This window comes from Frankia sp. EI5c (assembly GCF_001636565.1).
In the GTDB taxonomy this organism is placed as follows: Bacteria; Actinomycetota; Actinomycetes; order Frankiales; family Frankiaceae; genus Parafrankia.
On the sequence record NZ_LRTK01000004.1, the window covers coordinates 1 to 16,868 of the forward strand.

Consider the following 16,868-nt stretch of genomic DNA (forward strand, 5'->3'; position numbering starts at 1 on the left):
ACCGGCCACACCGACCCGGTGCGGTCGGTGGCCTTTTCCCCCGACGGGCGCACCCTCGCCACCACCGCCGACGACGAGACGGTGCGGCTGTGGGAAGCCGGATGAGCGGAGGCACACGAAAACCCCCGGAAACGGCCCGACCGCCGGCCTTGCGCGTAGGAAGCCTGTCAAACGTCAAAGATCCGGTGGACGGGCGCACGCTGAACGAGACGGGTACGGGCGACCCGACCCAGGCCCTTCCTCTGCTGCCCTCACACCGGCCGGCGTCTCCAGGAGCTGACCGCCAGCTCCCCGGTGGTGCCGAGGTCCACGCGCAGTGTCAGGGTCACCGGATCGGCGCCCTGCCGGGCCCGCACCNTGACGTACGGGACGTCGACCGGGGCGGGGCCGAGCTCGGTGGTGCTGCGCCAGGTGAGGCTCGAAACGGCACTCTCGCCCGGCCTCAGGACCAGCGGCCCGGCCGGCTCGTCGAAACCCGGTTCCGGGACGCTGCCGCCGTCCCGCAGAATCTGGACACCTTCGACGGGGGACCGGTCCTTGCCCAGTAGTTCCAGCAGCGGGGCACCATCCGCGTCGAGGGTGTAGTCGCCCGTCCCGCAGTTCTCCAGGAGCAGATCCGCCGCCCGCCGCCCCGCCGCCGCCGTGAGGTCACCGAGAGCGAGCCGGACGCCCGACGGTGAACACTCCCCGGACGCAGGCGGCGCCTCACCGGCGGGCACCTTGGTCACCTCGGCGACCCTGACACCCGTCACCGGGCACGTTTCGCGCTCCAGCACGCCCAGCCGGACCGTGCCGCGCACGGCCCCGCCGGGGCCCACCGAACGCACCGTCTGGTATCTGCTGGTCACGGCCGCACGGACATCCGTGGTGAAGTCGAACCGGATCGTGTAGGTGAGTGCCTCGGCGGCGGAGTTGGTGACCTCGTAGTCGGCGAAGATCCCCGGGTCGCCGGTGGGGAGAGGGTCCGGGGTCAGGTCGGCAACGTCGGGGCACGGGGGATGCCAGCCGGAGAACACCGTCATCGAGGTGATCCGGACGCCGTCCACCGCCGGACCAGTGACACCGGTCCGGACCACGGTCGGTCTCCCGGTGACGAATCCGCATGCCGTGAGCAGCGTGAGCAGCAGGAATACGGCGAGCGTCGGGCGAGGGGGGACCGCTCTGCGCATCCGGTCATCCCCTCGACGGGTAGGAACGTTCAGCCACCGCCGGCGCCTGGCGTGCACCGATTCGGCGTGCACCGATCCGCGCCGGGTTTCGACGCCGACTATCCCACGTATCCCACGCAGGGTGTGTCCCCGTGTGCCGCGGCACTGGGCGAGAATCAGTCCCATGACCGATCGGACTTCGAGGTGGCCTGCCNCGGGGGCGGCCTTTCTCCTGCGGCTGCTGCTGGGCGTCGGGGGAATTCTCGGCCCGGCGGTATGCCTGTCGTACGCGGCGCTGATGACCGCCAACTGGACCGGTGACATGACGACCCGAGCCCAGATCCTCGCCGGCGACCGGGCCCTGCTCCTCGCCGCCGCGATCGCGGCCGGCGCACCCCTGGCCGCGCTCCTGCTGGCCTGGTCGGACCACAACCGGGGCGCTGTCCAGCGCTGGGCGGTCGCGTGCGTCCTCGGGCTGATCGCGGCCGGTTCGATCTTCCTCGGCCGGCACGACTACCTGCACCAGTGCCTGTCCTCGCGCACCGACCAGCGGGGAACGCACTGCGTCGAGTACAGCGACGCCTGGCGGTATGCACCGCTGGTGTACTAGGGCCCGGATCCGCCGCCGCGGGCCGCCCGCAGCGGCAGCGGCCAGATCGTTCAGGGTCTGCGGCCGTGGAAGGTGCGGCGCAGGTCGCGCACCCAGGCGTCGGGGTTCTCCCAGGGGATGAAGTGGCCGCCGTGGTCGTGCGCGCTGACGTTCACATGGTTGAACCAGCCGGCCTGCGGGCCGGCCTTGAACGCCTGGACGCGCTCGGCGGCGGTGTGGACACCGGGCGGGTTCTCATAGGTGACGAGGGTGAGACCGGTCGGGGCCTGCACGACCGGGGTGCGGTCGTGGGCGGGGACCCAGGGGTGACGGTTGGCGTTGGCGTAGTACCGCATCGACGTGGCGATGGAGTTGTTCACCCAGTAGATCGTGGCGTGGGTGAGCAGGTCGTCACGGGTGAACACGGATTCGACGTCGCCGCCGTTGTCGCTCCAGGCGTTCCAACGTTCCAGCAGCCAGGCGAGCAGGCCCGCGGGTGAGTCACTCAGCCCGTGCGCCAGGGTGGCGCCGTCGAGCATGTGCACGGTGAGGTGGGACGCCGAGCGGCGGTCCNGCTCGATGATCCGGGCCCGGATGTCGGCGGGCTGGTCGTCGGTGAGGGGCCGGTTGCGGGCGAAGTCCCACGCGCGCGGGCCGTTGAAGAAGTCCAGCGGCAGCCCGGAGCCGACCAGCTCCCCCAGATAGGCCGCCGGGACGCCGTAGGACCAGTCCTCGTTCCCCTCGTCCAGCGGCGGACGGGTCCGGGCGAGCCGGGCACGCAGATCGTCGAGGACATCCTCGGACACCCGGATCGGGGTGGGCTGCAGGGGGAAGGCCTGCGCGGCGGGCATGGTGTGGTTCTCCTGACTGGTCGCGGCCGGCGGGGCGAAGCGCCGGGCGGGGCCGCTTCTCGCCACGCCGCCGCCGTTTCCTGCCCGTCATCCCACCACGACACGGCGGCGGCCGGGCGCGTCACCGCCGGCGCCCGGCGGCGCGCGGGATGCTGCCGGGGCCCGAGACGGCACACTGGCGGGGAGGCACCTCGGATGACACGGCTCGGCACCTGGTGGCCCCGGCATATCGCGACCGACGCGCCCGCCGCGGTCGTCCTCATCCGCCTCTACGTCGGCGTGGTCTTCCTCTCCGAGGGCATCGGGAAGTTCCTGCACCCTGACAGGCAGGGCACCGGTCGCTTCGACCAGGCCGGTATCCCCGCCCCCGGCTTCTTCGCACCCCTGGACGGGGTCTTCGAGATCGTCTGCGGTGCGCTGATCCTCGCCGGGCTGCTCACCCGCCCAGCCACCGTGCCGATGATCGTGGACATGCTCGGGGCGTTGCTCATCACCAAGCTGCCCGTCCTGTGGGGCGACGCGCCGCTCTTCGACGACGCGTCCGGCTGGTGGGATTTCCTGCACGAATCCCGCGTCGACCTCGCGCAGCTGTGCGGCAGCCTGTTCCTGCTTCTCGTCGGCGCCGGCACCTGCTCGCTCGACGCCCGCCTGCGACGGCACCACCACCGGGCCACCGCCACCAGCGCGACCTGAACGACACGCGGGTCCCACACGCCACCGCTCACCGCCCAGGACGAACGGGGCTTCTGACATGCCCTGACGGCCCCCGGGAACAGCGAAACAGCAAGGGCGGTGAAACAGCAAGGGCGGTGAGGAACCACCTCGCCGCCACTTTCAAGATATAGCACACAGGGGGGCTTGCCGCAAGACCCGGGCCGTACCCGAGAATCTCAGCCCGGCGCCGGAAACGGCGCCGCAGCACGCCATCCACGTCAACACCCCGAAAAAGACCTCGATCCCCAGAAGCCGGTAGAAGGGGCTCCATGCCTGATGTGATCATTGTCGGTGGCGGGCCGACCGGGCTGATGCTCGCCAGCGAACTGCGGCTGCACGGCGTACACACCGTCGTGCTGGAAAAGGAGGCGGAACCGAACACGCATGCCCGGGCACTGGGCCTGCATGTGCGCAGCATCGAGGTGATGGGCCAGCGCGGACTGCTGGACCGTTTCCTCGCCCTCGGCACGAAATACCCGCTCGGTGGCTTCTTCGCCGGCATCGCGAAACCCGCGCCGGCACACCTCGACACCGCACACCCCTACATCCTCGGCATTCCGCAGCANCTCACCGAACGGCTGCTGGCCGAACGCGCCACCGAACTCGGCACGGAGCTCCGCCGCGGCCACGCGCTGATCGGACTCGACCAGGACGACCAGCAGGTCCACGCCGAACTCGCCGACGGCACCCGGCTGCACGCCCGCTACCTCGTCGGCTGCGACGGCGGACGCAGCACCGTGCGCAAGGCCGCCGGGATCGCCTTCCCCGGCGAACCCGCCGGGGTCGAATGGCTGCTCGGCGAGGTGGCGGTGACCGCCTCCGCGGACACCCTCACCACCCTCGCCACCGACCCCGCCGTCATCACCGCCGGGCTGCGTTTCGGCCCCGCACCGGACGGCGACGGAACCTACCGCTTCGTCGCCCGCGCCGAGAACGTGACCGAACGCCCCGGCGGTGGCCGGGTCGCCCCACCGACCCTGGAGGAGTTCCGGGCACGGCTGCGGCAACTCGCCGGCACCGACTTCGGCGCGCACACCCCCCGCTGGCTCAGCCGTTTCGGGGACGCCACCCGCCAGGCCGAGCACTACCGCGCCGGCCGGGTGCTGCTCGCCGGCGACGCGGCGCACATCCACCCGCCGATGGGCGGGCAGGGCCTCAACCTGGGCATCCAGGACGCGTTCAACCTCGGCTGGAAACTGGCCGCGCAGATCGCCGGCTGGGCACCGGAAGGACTGCTCGACAGCTACCACCGCGAACGGCACCCGGTCGCCGCCGACGTCCTGGACAACACCCGCGCCCAGTCGCTGCTGCTGTCCCCCGAACCCGGCCCGCAGGCCGTGCGCCGGCTGCTGGCACAGCTGATGGACCTCGACGAGGTGAACCGCTTCCTGATCGAGAAGATCACCGCGTTCGGGGTCCGCTACGACCTTGACCTCGACGGCGGCTCTGCCGACGGCGATGGCGGCGGCGGTGAGGCGGCCGGCGGTGCGCGCGCCGGGGGGCCGGGCCTGCTCGGCCGGCGGATCCGTGACCTCAGCCTGAAGCGGCACGGTTCCCTCTACACCCTGACCCACGGCGGCCGCGGGCTGCTGCTCGACCAGACCGGCGGGCTGTCGGTGGCCGGCTGGACGGACCGGGTCGAGCACGTCGTCGACGTCAGCGACGACCTCGACGTTCCCGCCGTCCTGCTGCGACCCGACGGCCATGTCGCCTGGGCGGGTGCGGACCAGCGGGACCTGCTGCGCCACCTGCCCCGCTGGTTCGGCGCCGCCACCCCCTGAACCGGCACGGGACACGACCCGCGCCGCCGCCGCGCAGGGCGCCGCCTAGGCACGGCGGGTGGTCACGGTGCGACGCACCCCGTAGGCGAGGGCACCGAGGGCCAGCACCGCGCAGCCCACGACCACCGAGGACATCGGCAGCGCGAACGCCAGCCCGAGGCAGCCGGCCAGCCCCGTCACCGAGACGACCCGCGCCGGGCGGCCCTCGGACGGGGTGAGGGTCCAGGCGGCGGCGTTGGCGACGGCGTAGTACACCAGGACACCGAAGGACGAGAAGCCGATCGCCCCCCGCACCTGCACGGTGGCGGCGATCAGCGCCACCACCGCGCCGACGGCGAGCTCGGCGCGGTGCGGCACCCGTGACCGCGGATGGATCGCGGCGAGCGCCGCCGGCAGATGCCGGTCGCGGGCCATCGCCAGGGTGGTGCGGGAAACCCCGAGGATCAGCGCGAGCAGCGCGCCGAGGGCGGCCACCGCCGCGCCGGCCCGCACCACCGGCGCCAGCCAGCCGGCCCCCGCCACCTCGACGACCTCCGCCAGCGGCGCGGCGGCGGACGCCAGCCCGCCCGGGCCCAGCACCGTCAGCGCCCCCACCGCCACGACGGCGTACACGCCCAGGGCGAGGGCGAGCGCGAGCGGGATCGCCCGGGGGATGGTCCGGGCCGGATCACGCACCTCCTCCCCGAGGGTGGCGATGCGCGCATATCCGGCGAAGGCGAAGAACAGCAGGCCGGCGGCCTGCGCCACCCCGCCGGCCGTCGCGTCGTCACCGACGTCCAGCCTGCCCGTGTCCGCCGCGGTCGAGGTGAGGGCGGCGACGACCACCGCGGCGAGCACCGCCAGGACCACCGCCACGATCACCCGGGTGAGCCAGGCGGACCTGTGCACCCCGGCGTAGTTCACCGCCGTCAGCGCGGCCACCGCCACGACCGCCACGGCCCGCGCCTGCCCGGGCCACACATACGAACCGACGGTGAGGGCCATCGCCGCGCAGGAGGCGGTCTTGCCGACGACGAACGCCCACCCCGCCAGATATCCCCAGAAGGCCCCCAGCCGCTCCCGGCCGTAGACGTAGGTACCGCCCGACGCCGGGTAGCGGGCCGCCAGCCGCGCCGAGGACCAGGCGTTGCAGTACGCCACCACCGCGGCCAGGCCCAGCCCGGCCAGCAGCCCCGAACCGGCCGCGCGTGCGGCCGGTGCCAGCGCCGCGAAGATCCCCGCGCCGATCATCGACCCGAGGCCGATCAGCACGGCGTCGGGCAACCCCAGCCGCCGCGACAGCTCGTCGGGTGCTCCGGTGGCGGCCGGCGGCGTTCCGACGGGCCCGCTCATGGCGCCCCCTCCTGATCACCCGGCGGATCGGGTGGGGGCCTGCGCGCTCCCCACCCACACGCCAGAATCCTCATTCGACCAAGATGGTCACGTTCCGTGCCATGTATCCATGATTGTCAGGAGAAATGATGCCCCGCGCCGGCTCCGCCGTGACCCGTACCCGCACGGCCGCGATGGGCGTGCTGTTCATGCTGACCGCCGCGGCCTGCGGCGGCGGGAACGACGGCCTGCTCGATGACACCTCCGCGGACAAGCCGATCGCGGCGGTGGACTACCTGCTCACCGAAGGCCCCGAAACCGTCGGGCTGTACGCCTCGGCGACCGAGGAGGGGGAGGACGACAGCCCCACCGACATGTTCGACGCCGAACTCGCCGCCTGCCTCGGCCAGCCCGCCGAGGCCATCAACCCACCCGCGCTCGACACCGCGGTCAGCGCCACGTTCAGCGACCAGGACAGCTCCGCGACACAGGACGAGACCGTCGAGGCCGGCTCCCTGGCCGCGACCTACACCCGCGAGCAGGTCAGGACCCTCGCCGCCGTCCTGGCGCACTCCGACTATCTGACCTGCCAGAACAAGTCCCTCGACAGCGAGGCCGACCTCGAATCCGACGTCGAGATGACCGAATTGTCCACCCCGGACGGGGCCCTCGCCGCCTACCGCGTCACCTTCGGCGACGCCGCCTACCTCGACATGGTCCACTTCGGCCGCGGCCGGGTGTTCAGCACGCTGATCGTCAACGGTAGCGGTGTGAACGGGCAGCGCCCCGACACGGCGCTGGTGGAAAGGCTTGCCGAGCAGATCGCCCGCAAGCTGCGCGACCAGTAGGAACCCGGCCCCCCGGCGGCCGCGGCGAACGGGCGGACATCGCACGACGGCGACGAGCACGACGAGCACGAGGAGGACGAGGACGAAGGGGGCATGGACGGGGGCCGGCTCAGGCCCCGTACGGGCGGGTGATGATCTCCATGACATGCCCGGACGGGTCCCGAAAATACAGCCCCCGCCCCCCGTCCCGCCGGTTGATCCGCCCGGGTTCCGCCCCCTGCGGGTCGGCGTAGTAGGGGACCCCGGCCGCGCAGAGCCGGGCGAACGCCCCGTCGAACTCGTCCTCCGACACCAGAAACGCTTAGTGCTGCACGGCGACCGGCTCGTCGGTGCTGGCGAAGTCGAGAGCGACGTCGTTGGCGGTCACCACCGGCAGGAACGGCCCGAGGGCCACCCCGACCGTCAGGCCGAGGATGTGGGCCAGGAACTCGGCGGATTCCCGCCGGTCCCGGCAGTGCACGATCGTGTGGTTCAACGCGACCGACATGAGCGCGGTCCCTCCGCCGTGGGCTTCTCCCGGCACCTGCCTGCCGCACCCGGCCGGTCACGGCACGCGACGCCACCCACAAGCCTAAGCCGCGCCACCGCCCCCACCCCCGGCTTCGCGGCGATCCGCGCCGCGGTGGCAGGCTGGGAACAATGAACCCCCGGACACCGCGCGACGGACCGGTGCCGCGGCTGCCGTCACCGGTGGTCGAACTCCACGACCACCGGCTCGCCGCCCGCAGCATCCGGCTGCTGCTGAAACGGGACGACCTGATCCACCCCGACCTGCCCGGCAACAAATGGCGCAAACTCGCCCACAACCTGACCGCGGCGGCCGCGGCCGGCCATGACACCCTGCTCACGTTCGGCGGGGCGTACTCCAACCACATCGCCGCAACCGCCGCCGCCGGCCGGCACTACGGATACGCCACGATCGGCGTCATCCGCGGCGAGGAACACCAGCCACTCAACCCGGTCCTCGCCGCCGCCACCGCACACGGCATGCACCTCACCTACCTGGACCGCACCCGCTACCGCAACCGCGCCGACCCGGCCCTGCACACCCGGCTCCGCGCCCACTTCGGCCGCTTCTACCTGCTACCCGAAGGCGGCAGCAACCCCCTCGCGGTCACCGGCTGCGCGCAGCTCGCCGGCGAACTACTCACCCAGATCCCCGACCTGGACCTCGCCTACGTCCCCGTCGGCACCGGCGGCACCCTCGCCGGCCTCGCCGCCGGCCTCACCGGAACGGGCACCGCACCCACCGCACCCACCCGGCCACGGCGGGCCGTCGGCGTCGCGGTGCTGCGCGGCGGGTTCCTGCCCGGCGAGGTCGCCGCCCTGCAACAGGCCACCTTCGGCGCCGTGACCACGAACTGGACCGTCGCCGACGGCTTCCACGCCGGCGGCTACGCCCGCCGCGACCGCACCCTGGACACCTTCATCGCCGACTTCGCCACCCGCCACGGCCTGCTCCTGGACTGGGTGTACGTGGCGAAGATGATGCGGGCCGTCTTCACCATGGCCGACGACGGGCGCATCCCCGCCGCCTCCACCGTCGCCGCGGTCATCACCGGCCGATGCGAAACCACCGACACCGGCACGGCCACCGGCACGGCCGGCGATGCGGCCGGCGACACCGGCACCGCCGGCGACCGCGCACCCACGGACCCACACCCACCCCGACACGCTGCCCCCGACAACCAGCAATGATCGAAGTCGGCCGACCGGTCATCCGCACTGGCCAGCGGCACCATCGTCACGAACCGACCCTGCGCTGGGGGGAGACCATCGGCTGGCCGCGGCTCGCCGACACGATCGCCCACGTCGCCGTCACCCAGCCCGCCGACACCACCATCCCGGCGTCGAACTACGGGCCGGTCGGGGCGCTGCTGCGCTACCGCCCCGACCTCGAAACAGCCCCGCCGTTCACGACAGCCCCGCCGTTCACGTCCCCGACCGCGGCACGCCGGGCACCCGGCGGGTCGCGGCATACAACCGGCGCACCACATCCTCGATGTCCGGCTCCTCCACGGTGAAGTCGAGAACCTCCGCGGTCGCCGTGACCGCCGCCAGCACCCGCGCCGCCGTCGTCGTCTCCGCGTCGAACGCCAACCGCTGCCGCCGGCCCCGATCCTCACTCGCCACATGCCGGGCCGCCGGCACCCCCGTCAGATCCGCCGCCGGACCGGCGAGATCCACCACCAGCACCCGGTCCGCGCCCGCCGCCCCCGCCAACCCCGGCAGATCACCGTCATAGGCCAGCCGGCCCCGGTCGATCACCAGCACCCGCTCACACAGCCGAACAATGTCCCCCATGTCATGGGTGGTCAGCAGCAGCGTCGTGCCATGCACCGCACGCTCGGCGATCAGGAACTCCCGCAGCCGCTGCTTCGACAGCACATCCAGCCCGATCGTCGGCTCGTCCAGAATCACCAGCCGCGGGGAATGCAGCAACGCCGCGGCGATCTCCGCGCGCATCCGCTGCCCCAACGACAGCTGCCGGACCGGCGTCGCCAGAAAATCCGCCATTTCCAACCGCTCCACCAGCTCCTCGGTGCGGGCCCGCCCGACCGCCGCCGGCAGCGCATGGATCGCGGCCAGGATCCGGAACGACTCCCGCACCGGCAGGTCCCACCACAGCTGCGAACGCTGCCCGAACACCACCCCGATCTGCCGGGCCAGCCGCCGCCGGTCCTTCACCGGCCGCAGCCCACAGGTACGCACCGTGCCGCGGGTCGGCACCAGAATCCCCGCCAGCATCTTGATCGTCGTGGACTTCCCGGCACCGTTCGCACCGATGTAACCGACCGCCTCCCCGGGCGCGATCCGCACCGTCAGATCATCGACGGCGGTCAGCCGCCGCCGCCGCACCCCCTCCCGCACCGTGAACTGCCGGGTCAACCCGACCATCTCCACAATCGCGTCCCCCACCCCACCATCCGCCGCCCCGCTCACCCGCCACCTCCCTGGTAGTGCCGCACCCCGAGACACCAGAACAGCGCCGCCATCACCCACGCCCACACCGCCGCCACCGGCCCACACCAGCCCAACCAGCTCGGCAGCCACACCGGCCCCGGCTCACCCAGCAGCACCAACGCCGGCAGATACCCGGTGAACGCCATCGGGAAGAAGAACCCGAACAGCACGACCAGCGGCCGCGACCACACCGCCGCCGGCTGGGTGGCGGCGTACCGCCCTCCGTACACGAACGCGTTCGTCATCTCCCGTCCGTCCACCAGGAAGAACTGCAGCCNACCCGCCCACACGAACATCGCCGCGAACGTCGCGACCCCGCTGACCAGCGCCGTCACCAGCAACACCACCGCCCCCGGCCCCCAGGAGATGTCACCGACGACCAGCCCGGCGACCAGCGCCGTCAACCCCACCGCCGCCCGCGCCAGCCGCCGCAGGCTCACCTCACCGGTCACCATCTGCGCCAGCAGCGGCTGCGGCCGCAGATAGAACACGTCGAAGGTGCCCGCCCGCAGATAGGTCGGCAGCCGATCGCAGTGCCCGAACGCCAGATCCGCCAGGGAGAACGCCAGATCCGCCAGGCCGAACACCAGCAGCATCTGGGAGAACTCCAACCCGCCGAGCCGCGTCGTCGCGTGGAACACCACCCACACCTCGGCCAGTTCGACCACCGCCGACAGCAGCGAACTGAGCAGGTCCAAAGCGAAGTTCGCCCGGTAGGAGGCCTGGGAACGCGCCCGGGACGCCAGCACCGCCCGGTACGGCCGCAGCCGGGCACCCAGCACCGCCACCGGCCGCGACCACCCGGCCGCCGCCACCTCCACCGCTCCCACCAGCTGCGCACCCTGAGCCGCAGGGGCCGCAGGGGCGGGGTGCATGGCGGCGGCCGGTGGCGCGACGGGAGCCGGGGCCGGGGCCGCCGGCTCAGCCACCCTGAATCTCCAGCCGGCGCCGGCCGGCACGGGTCAGCACCTGACCCAGCCCACCCACCCCGGCCAGCCAGGCGACCTGCACCGCCACCAGCGTCAACGCACCACCCACCGACACCCGGTCAGCGAGAACCGTGACCGGATACATCAACATCGACGGGAACGGAGTCGCCTGCACCGCCAACTCCAACCACCGCGGAAACATGCTGATCGGCACGAACAACCCGGCGAAGAACCCCGACACCACCATGTACACCAGCTGCACGCCCCGGGTCTCCACCAGCCAGAACCCCACCGCGGCCACCAGATACACCGTCGCCGCCGACAACACCACCGCCAGCAGCAGGCTCACCACACCCAGCACCCACACCGCCACCGACCCGGGCAGCGTCATCCCGACGAAAAGACCACCGATCGCCAGCTGCGGAATCCCCCGGGGAACGAACGCGAACAGCGCCTGCCCGACCTCGGTCACCACCGTCGCAGCCTGCACATCCAACGGGCGCAGAAAATCGACCGAGACCTGACCGTCCTTGATCCGCTCCGCGATGTCGCTGCCGCCGAAGAAATTCACCGAACCGAGCATCGCCTGCGACAACCAGATGTAGGTGCTCATCTGCGCACGGTCATAACCGCCGACCTCACCACCAGCCGCCCCCACCGCCGCGAACAGCACCGCCACCTTCAACAGGCCGAACGTCACATTCGACACCAGCCCACCGAGCGCCGCCAGCCGGTACGTCGAACCCCGCCGAAACCCCGCCACCAACAGCAGCCCGTAGACCCGAACCGTCGCACGCATAGGAACAACGACGATACGGCGACGCGCCCGGCCACTCCCGACAAAAAGACGACCTTCCCCAGCCCCGCCCCGGGACGAGCCCCTCCCCGCGGCCGCGACACCTCCACATCACATCCGCCGCTCCGATACCCGCGCGTCTACCCCCACCCGGCGGTGGGCACACCCAGCACCGTCAGGGCGGCGCCCACCAGATGCCGCATGAGCGCCGGATCCCCACCCCGGTAACGGTCCAGAAACTCCCCGGGCGGCAGCACCACCCGCCCCGCCGACTCATGCCCACCCTCCCAGACCGCCAGCCGCCGCACCCGAGCCGCAAAGACCAGCATGTACGTCAGATCGTCACGGCCGAAGAAATCCGACTCGACGACCTCGACCAGCGTGAGCGCCCCGACCGTGGCCCGGACCTCCTCCCACACCTCCCGGCGCACCGTCTCCCGCGCGGACCGCTCCTGCCGCTGCACATGACCACCGGGAAGGTCCAGCCCCCGCGGCAGGTCCGCGACGACCATCAGATCCCCCCCCGGTCACCGCGACCACCGACGCACTGGTCACCGCGGCGAACGGCGGCTCACGACCCGGCCCCACACACCGCAACGTGACCGCACCCCGCGGCCGGCCCGTCGTCGGACGGCGATCCACCCCACCAGCCCGCCGGCCACCACCCACACCCGGCTCCCGCGCTTCCCGCCGCATCACACGATCCAGCCTGCCGCACGCCTGACCACCGGACAAAACTGTCGGTGGNGCCTGCCATGCTCCGCGGCATGCAGCAGCGCATCTCCCTCATCACCCTCGGTGTCACCGACATCGCCCGCTCCCGCGCCTTCTACGAGGCACTCGGCTGGTCCGGGCAGTCACCCGACGGCCAGGTCGTCTTCTTCCAGGCCGGCGGCCTGGTCATCGCCCTGTGGAGCCGCGACGAACTCGCCGCCGACAGCACCGTCACCGACCCCGGCGGCTGGGGTGGCATCACCCTCGCCCACAACGTGCCCACACCCGCCGACGTCGACGCCGTCCTCACCGAGGCCCAGCACGCCGGCGCCACCCTCGGCCGCGCCGGCGCACCCACCCCCTGGGGCGGCTACTCCGGTATCTTCCTCGACCCCGACGGCCACCCCTGGGAAGTCGCCCACAACCCCGCCTGGCCCCTGGCAGCCGACGGCTCCGTCCACCTGCCCTGACACCGCCGGCTCAACCCACACCGCCCTCGGCCGGCAGCCGGGCGTCATGCACCAGCAGCGCGATCTGCACCCGGTTGTTCAGACCCAGCCGAGTCAGAATCCGCGACACATGCGTCTTCACCGTCGGCAACGCCAGATGCAACTGCCGGGCGATCTGCGCGTTCGACGCACCACGCCNCACCGCCACCGCCACCTGCCGCTCCCGCTCACCCAACAACGCCAACCGCGCCCGAGCCAGCGCCACCGCATCCCGACCATCCTCCGGCCCCGCAACCTGCGCGATGAGCCGCCGGGTCACCGCCGGAGACAGCACCGGATCCCCCGCGGCCACCGTCCGAATCGCCGCCACGATGTCACCCGGCGCGGTGTCCTTGAGCAGAAACCCCGCTGCCCCCGCCCGCAACGCCCCCAGCACATGCGCATCGGTGTGGAACGTCGTCAGAACCAGCACCTCCGGCGCACCAGCCCGCGCCCGCACCCGCGCCGTCGCCGCCACCCCGTCCACCCCCGGCATCCGAATATCCATCAGGACCACCGCCGGCCGACACCGCTCCACCAGACCCGCCACCTGCGCCCCGTCCGCGGCCTCGGCCACGATCCGAATATCGTCCGCACCGCCGAGCATCAGCGCCAACCCGGCCCGCACCAGCGGATCGTCGTCCACCAGCAGCACGTCAATCACCAGCCACTCCCTCCCGCGCCCCTTTCCACCCGTCACCAGACCCCCCAGCCGACGCGGCAGCCCCGCCACCACCGCCACCACCGCCACCACCGCCACCGTCGGCGGCGTCGGCGGCGGCGTCGGCGTCGGCGTCGGCGGCGTCGGCGGCGTCGTCCGGCCACGGCAGCCACGCCCGCACCACAAACCCGCCGGCCCCCACCGGCCCCGCCGCGAACACACCCCCCGCCAGCCGCACCCGCTCCGCCAACCCGAGCAGCCCACGCCCCCCACCCCCAGCCGGAACCGAAACCGCAGCCGCGGCAGCCGCGGGGGACAGGGAAAGGGAACAGGACGAGAAACCCCCCTCAGCGGACCCGACAGTCACCGCCGCACCCCCAGCACCCGCGGCAGCAGCCCCGCGCCCCGGCGTGCTGACCGCCACCACCAGCCCACGCCCCGCCGCACCCGCCACCTCCACATCCACCGGAACACCCGCCGCATGAACCCGCGCGTTCGTCAACGCCTCCTGCACAATCCGGAACGCCACCCGGCCCACCGTCACCGGCGGCACCAACTCCCCGGCCGGCATCCGCAACGCAACCTGCCCGCCGGCCTCCCGCGCCTCCACCACCAGCCGCCCCACATCCGCAAGCACCGGCTGCGGCGCCCCGCCCGCCACCAGCTCCCCACCACGCAGCACCCCGATAACCTCCCGCAGATCCCGCAACGCCAGCTGCGCGTTCTCCCGGATCACCCCCGCCGCGCGCACCACCTGCTCCCGAGACGCCGCCGTGTTGAACTCCAACGCCCCCGCATGCACCGCCAACAACGACAACCGATGGCCCAGCACGTCATGCATCTCCCGCGCGATCTCCCCACGCACCTCCTGCCGGGCCCGCTCCGCACGCAGCACCGCATCCGCCTCCGCCAACTCGGCCCGCTCCCGCAACGACGCGATCAGCTGCCCCCGCGACTGCCGGAACAGCCCCCACCCCACAGCACCCGCCACCAGCACGAAATACGTCAACACCCGCCCGGCGCGCTCCTCCTCCAGACCGGGAAACCGCCACAGGAACAGCGGCAGCGGCGCGAACGCCACCACCGCCACCCACACCGTCGCCCGCCGGGAACACCGAGCCGCCACCGTGAACACCGCCACGACCACCGGACCAGTCAGATACGGCGTCCGCAGACCGGCCACCAGCAGCACCACCGCCAGCGCCACCGGCCAGCGCCGCCGCCCCAGCAGCCCCACACAGGCCACCACCGCCGCCACCACGTCAACAACCCGCCACATCGGGCCGCGTTCGTCGAGCACCGTGACGGAACCGGCGGTGACCGCGGCGAACCCCGCCGCGCACAGCATCAGCGCCACATCAGCGACCCACTCCCGGCGGGTGGCCAGAACCGGGCCCATGCCCCGGCAATCTACGCGGCCCCACCCACCCCCACGCCCCGCTCACCGCGAACAGATACCAAAGGACGACACCCGCCCCGCCACCGGAACACCTTGGTCGCCACCCCACCGACCTGCGCCCGATACCCGCGGCACCGCCGCTTTCCTACCGTCACCCCATGACTTCCGCATCCCCCGACCGCGACGACCCCGCCACACCCGCCACACCGGGCGTTCCGGCGCGGCCCGACAGCCCACTGGTGGCCGGCGGCCGGCCCCTCGGGGGAATCCTGGCCGTCGGCGGCGGCGCAGGCCTGCTCCGCGAGCTGTTCGGCGGGCCACCCCTGCTGGGTTTCCTGCGCCTACTCACCGTCGACGGCCACGAAATCCTCTGCTACGCCGCGATGCTCCTGGCCGGGGCCGTGCTGTGCCTAGCGGTGGACCACCACACCCGCCGAACCCGCCCCTGAAGCCACCCCCCGATCCCGACACCATCGGCATGAACACCCCCACCACGGCCAAAACAACGGCCACGGCCACGGCCACGGCACCAGCGGACGCGGGCGCCCGCCCCCCGCGCCCGCCCGCCGGCCGGGCACGCCTCGCCGCCACCGCCGGACTCCTCGTCCTGTCCCCGATCTGCGCCGAACACCTCATCGGCTACGACACCAGCATCGGACATCCCCTCGACCTCATCGCCAGCCTGCTGTTCTTCATCCCGCTCTACGGCACCGTCGCCGTCCTCATCCGCGAAGCGGTCCGCCGCCACGGACGCGGACCACTGGCAGTCATCACCCTCGCCGCCGCCTTCGGACTCCTCCAAGCCGGCCTGATCGACCAGAGCCTGTTCAACCCGCACGTCACCGGCGACCCCGCCTACGACACCGACCGCGCCCGCACCCTGATCCCCGGCACCGGCCTCGCCGCCCACCCACTGGTCAACTTCGTCACCGGCCACGTGATCTGGAGCGTCACCGCCCCCATCGTCGTCGTCGAATGCACCGTCCCGCGCATCGCCGACCAGCCGTGGCTGCACCGCCGCGGCCTGCTCACCCTCATCGCGCTCTGGCTCCCCGCCGCCGCGCTCGTCCACCACGACACCACCCGCGACTTCCACGCCTCCCCGGCACAACTCGGCGCCACCGCGATCGCCGTCCTGCTGCTCACCGCGGCCGCCCTGACCCGCCCCGCACACCGCCGCACCCCGCTCCGACCTCCACCAGCCACCACCGCGCCGACGAAACCAGCCAGGTCCCGCAGGCCGCGAACCGGACTACTCGCCGCCCTCGCGGTGACCACCTTCACCACCCACCACCTGCTCCCACCGACCTGGCCCGGCACCCTCACCGACCTGGCGATCCTCACCGCGGCCGGCACACTCCTGCACCGCGCCACCCGCAACCGCCACCACACCACCAACCAGCAGGGACGCCGCCGCGCCCTCACCGTCGCCGGCTCCGCCCTGACCGTCAACGCCGGACTGTCGTTCCTCGTCGACCCGATCGGCACCGTCTCCTACCCGGTCAAATACGCAGCCAACGCCACCCTCACCGTCCTGGTGCTGCTCCTGCTCGCCGCGGCCCGCCACCAGCTCAACCGCGCCGACCGCACCCGGACACCGGCGCGAAACAGCAAACCCGACCAGGCGGCGTGACCGAGCCGCGCGGAACCAACCCCGCCGACCCCGGAACAACCC

The 16,868-nt window shown here is 72.6% G+C and carries 14 protein-coding genes and 9 pseudogenes; 9 read left to right on the forward strand and 14 right to left on the reverse strand.

The features are described from left to right. A pseudogene (locus UG55_RS26800) lies at positions 1 to 96 on the forward strand (WD40 repeat domain-containing protein); the annotation flags it as partial. 155 nt (positions 97 to 251) lie between these two features. Here UG55_RS26800 and UG55_RS31035 read toward each other — a convergent pair. The 4 pseudogenes from UG55_RS31035 to UG55_RS46530 form a co-directional block, all read right to left on the reverse strand. Then, positions 252 to 357 (reverse strand): annotated as a pseudogene (locus UG55_RS31035) (hypothetical protein); the annotation flags it as partial. Position 358: 1 nt separating this feature from the next. Further along, a pseudogene (locus UG55_RS01415) lies at positions 359 to 1,334 on the reverse strand (DUF4232 domain-containing protein); the annotation flags it as partial. A gap of 474 nt (positions 1,335 to 1,808) precedes the next feature. After that, positions 1,809 to 2,310 (reverse strand): annotated as a pseudogene (locus tag UG55_RS46100) (epoxide hydrolase); the annotation flags it as partial. A 1-nt stretch (position 2,311) separates the two neighbouring features. After that, positions 2,312 to 2,588, reverse strand: a pseudogene (locus UG55_RS46530) (epoxide hydrolase N-terminal domain-containing protein); the annotation flags it as partial. A 195-nt stretch (positions 2,589 to 2,783) separates the two neighbouring features. Between UG55_RS46530 and UG55_RS01430 the strand changes: the two are divergent. From UG55_RS01430 to UG55_RS01435, 3 genes and pseudogenes are all read left to right on the forward strand, one after another. Further along, complete coding sequence (locus UG55_RS01430) at positions 2,784 to 3,281, forward strand: DoxX family protein (protein ID WP_066061681.1); 498 nt, start codon at positions 2,784 to 2,786, stop codon at positions 3,279 to 3,281. Positions 3,282 to 3,571: 290 nt separating this feature from the next. Beyond that, positions 3,572 to 3,867 (forward strand): FAD-dependent monooxygenase (locus UG55_RS31040; RefSeq protein WP_255360403.1); only part of this gene is annotated, 296 nt, incomplete at its 3' end. Between the two features lies 1 nt (position 3,868). Continuing rightward, positions 3,869 to 5,083, forward strand: a pseudogene (locus tag UG55_RS01435) (FAD-dependent monooxygenase); the annotation flags it as partial. Between the two features lie 45 nt (positions 5,084 to 5,128). Here the strand turns inward: UG55_RS01435 and UG55_RS01440 are convergent. Continuing rightward, positions 5,129 to 6,415, reverse strand: coding sequence for an APC family permease (locus tag UG55_RS01440; RefSeq protein ID WP_066061686.1), 1,287 nt, complete (start codon positions 6,413 to 6,415; stop codon positions 5,129 to 5,131). Positions 6,416 to 6,543: 128 nt separating this feature from the next. Here UG55_RS01440 and UG55_RS01445 point away from each other — a divergent pair, with 128 nt between their 5' ends. Continuing rightward, complete coding sequence (locus UG55_RS01445; protein WP_128422812.1) at positions 6,544 to 7,242, forward strand: hypothetical protein; 699 nt, start codon at positions 6,544 to 6,546, stop codon at positions 7,240 to 7,242. Positions 7,243 to 7,351: 109 nt separating this feature from the next. Here UG55_RS01445 and UG55_RS01450 read toward each other — a convergent pair. Next, positions 7,352 to 7,729, reverse strand: a pseudogene (locus tag UG55_RS01450) (VOC family protein). Positions 7,730 to 7,881: 152 nt separating this feature from the next. Between UG55_RS01450 and UG55_RS01455 the strand changes: the two are divergent. Beyond that, the gene (locus UG55_RS01455) at positions 7,882 to 8,940 is read left to right on the forward strand and encodes a 1-aminocyclopropane-1-carboxylate deaminase/D-cysteine desulfhydrase (protein WP_083986288.1); all 1,059 of its coding nucleotides are present in this window, start codon (positions 7,882 to 7,884) and stop codon (positions 8,938 to 8,940) included. A 234-nt stretch (positions 8,941 to 9,174) separates the two neighbouring features. On the opposite strand, the gene UG55_RS01460 is transcribed toward UG55_RS01455, so the two are convergent. From UG55_RS01460 to UG55_RS01475, 5 genes and pseudogenes are all read right to left on the reverse strand, one after another. Further along, positions 9,175 to 10,140 (reverse strand): ATP-binding cassette domain-containing protein, encoded by a 966-nt coding sequence (locus UG55_RS01460; RefSeq protein ID WP_066061781.1) that lies wholly within the window; start codon positions 10,138 to 10,140, stop codon positions 9,175 to 9,177. A 41-nt stretch (positions 10,141 to 10,181) separates the two neighbouring features. Beyond that, positions 10,182 to 10,483: ABC-2 family transporter protein (locus tag UG55_RS31045; RefSeq protein ID WP_242423576.1), on the reverse strand; the 302-nt coding region annotated here is incomplete at its 5' end. Between the two features lies 1 nt (position 10,484). Continuing rightward, positions 10,485 to 11,081 (reverse strand): annotated as a pseudogene (locus UG55_RS01465) (ABC-2 family transporter protein); the annotation flags it as partial. 46 nt (positions 11,082 to 11,127) lie between these two features. Next, positions 11,128 to 11,934, reverse strand: a complete 807-nt coding sequence (locus tag UG55_RS01470) for an ABC-2 family transporter protein (RefSeq protein WP_066061694.1) — start codon at positions 11,932 to 11,934, stop codon at positions 11,128 to 11,130. 137 nt (positions 11,935 to 12,071) lie between these two features. Further along, positions 12,072 to 12,443 carry an NUDIX hydrolase gene (locus UG55_RS01475; protein ID WP_242423577.1) on the reverse strand — a complete coding sequence of 124 codons (372 nt, stop codon included), beginning with the start codon at positions 12,441 to 12,443 and terminating at the stop codon, positions 12,072 to 12,074. 255 nt (positions 12,444 to 12,698) lie between these two features. On the opposite strand from UG55_RS01475, the gene UG55_RS46535 reads away from it, so the two are divergent. Further along, positions 12,699 to 13,115, forward strand: a complete 417-nt coding sequence (locus UG55_RS46535) for a VOC family protein (RefSeq protein WP_066061786.1) — start codon at positions 12,699 to 12,701, stop codon at positions 13,113 to 13,115. 10 nt (positions 13,116 to 13,125) lie between these two features. On the opposite strand, the gene UG55_RS31050 is transcribed toward UG55_RS46535, so the two are convergent. The 3 genes and pseudogenes from UG55_RS31050 to UG55_RS45080 all read right to left on the reverse strand — a co-directional run. Next, a partial coding sequence (locus UG55_RS31050) for a response regulator transcription factor (protein WP_242423585.1) occupies positions 13,126 to 13,292 on the reverse strand: 167 nt, incomplete at its 5' end. 1 nt (position 13,293) lies between these two features. After that, positions 13,294 to 13,797, reverse strand: a pseudogene (locus UG55_RS01485) (response regulator transcription factor); the annotation flags it as partial. Next, positions 13,790 to 15,193 (reverse strand): sensor histidine kinase, encoded by a 1,404-nt coding sequence (locus UG55_RS45080; RefSeq protein WP_083986289.1) that lies wholly within the window; start codon positions 15,191 to 15,193, stop codon positions 13,790 to 13,792. The gene UG55_RS45080 and the pseudogene UG55_RS01485, both read right to left, overlap by 8 nt. 158 nt (positions 15,194 to 15,351) lie before the next feature. On the opposite strand from UG55_RS45080, the gene UG55_RS01495 reads away from it, so the two are divergent. Both UG55_RS01495 and UG55_RS01500 read left to right on the forward strand, forming a co-directional pair. Further along, a complete protein-coding gene (locus tag UG55_RS01495) occupies positions 15,352 to 15,642 on the forward strand; it encodes a hypothetical protein (protein ID WP_066061697.1) in 291 nt (96 codons plus the stop codon). A gap of 29 nt (positions 15,643 to 15,671) precedes the next feature. Then, positions 15,672 to 16,826, forward strand: a complete 1,155-nt coding sequence (locus UG55_RS01500) for a hypothetical protein (protein WP_128422813.1) — start codon at positions 15,672 to 15,674, stop codon at positions 16,824 to 16,826. Positions 16,827 to 16,868: the final 42 nt, after the last annotated feature.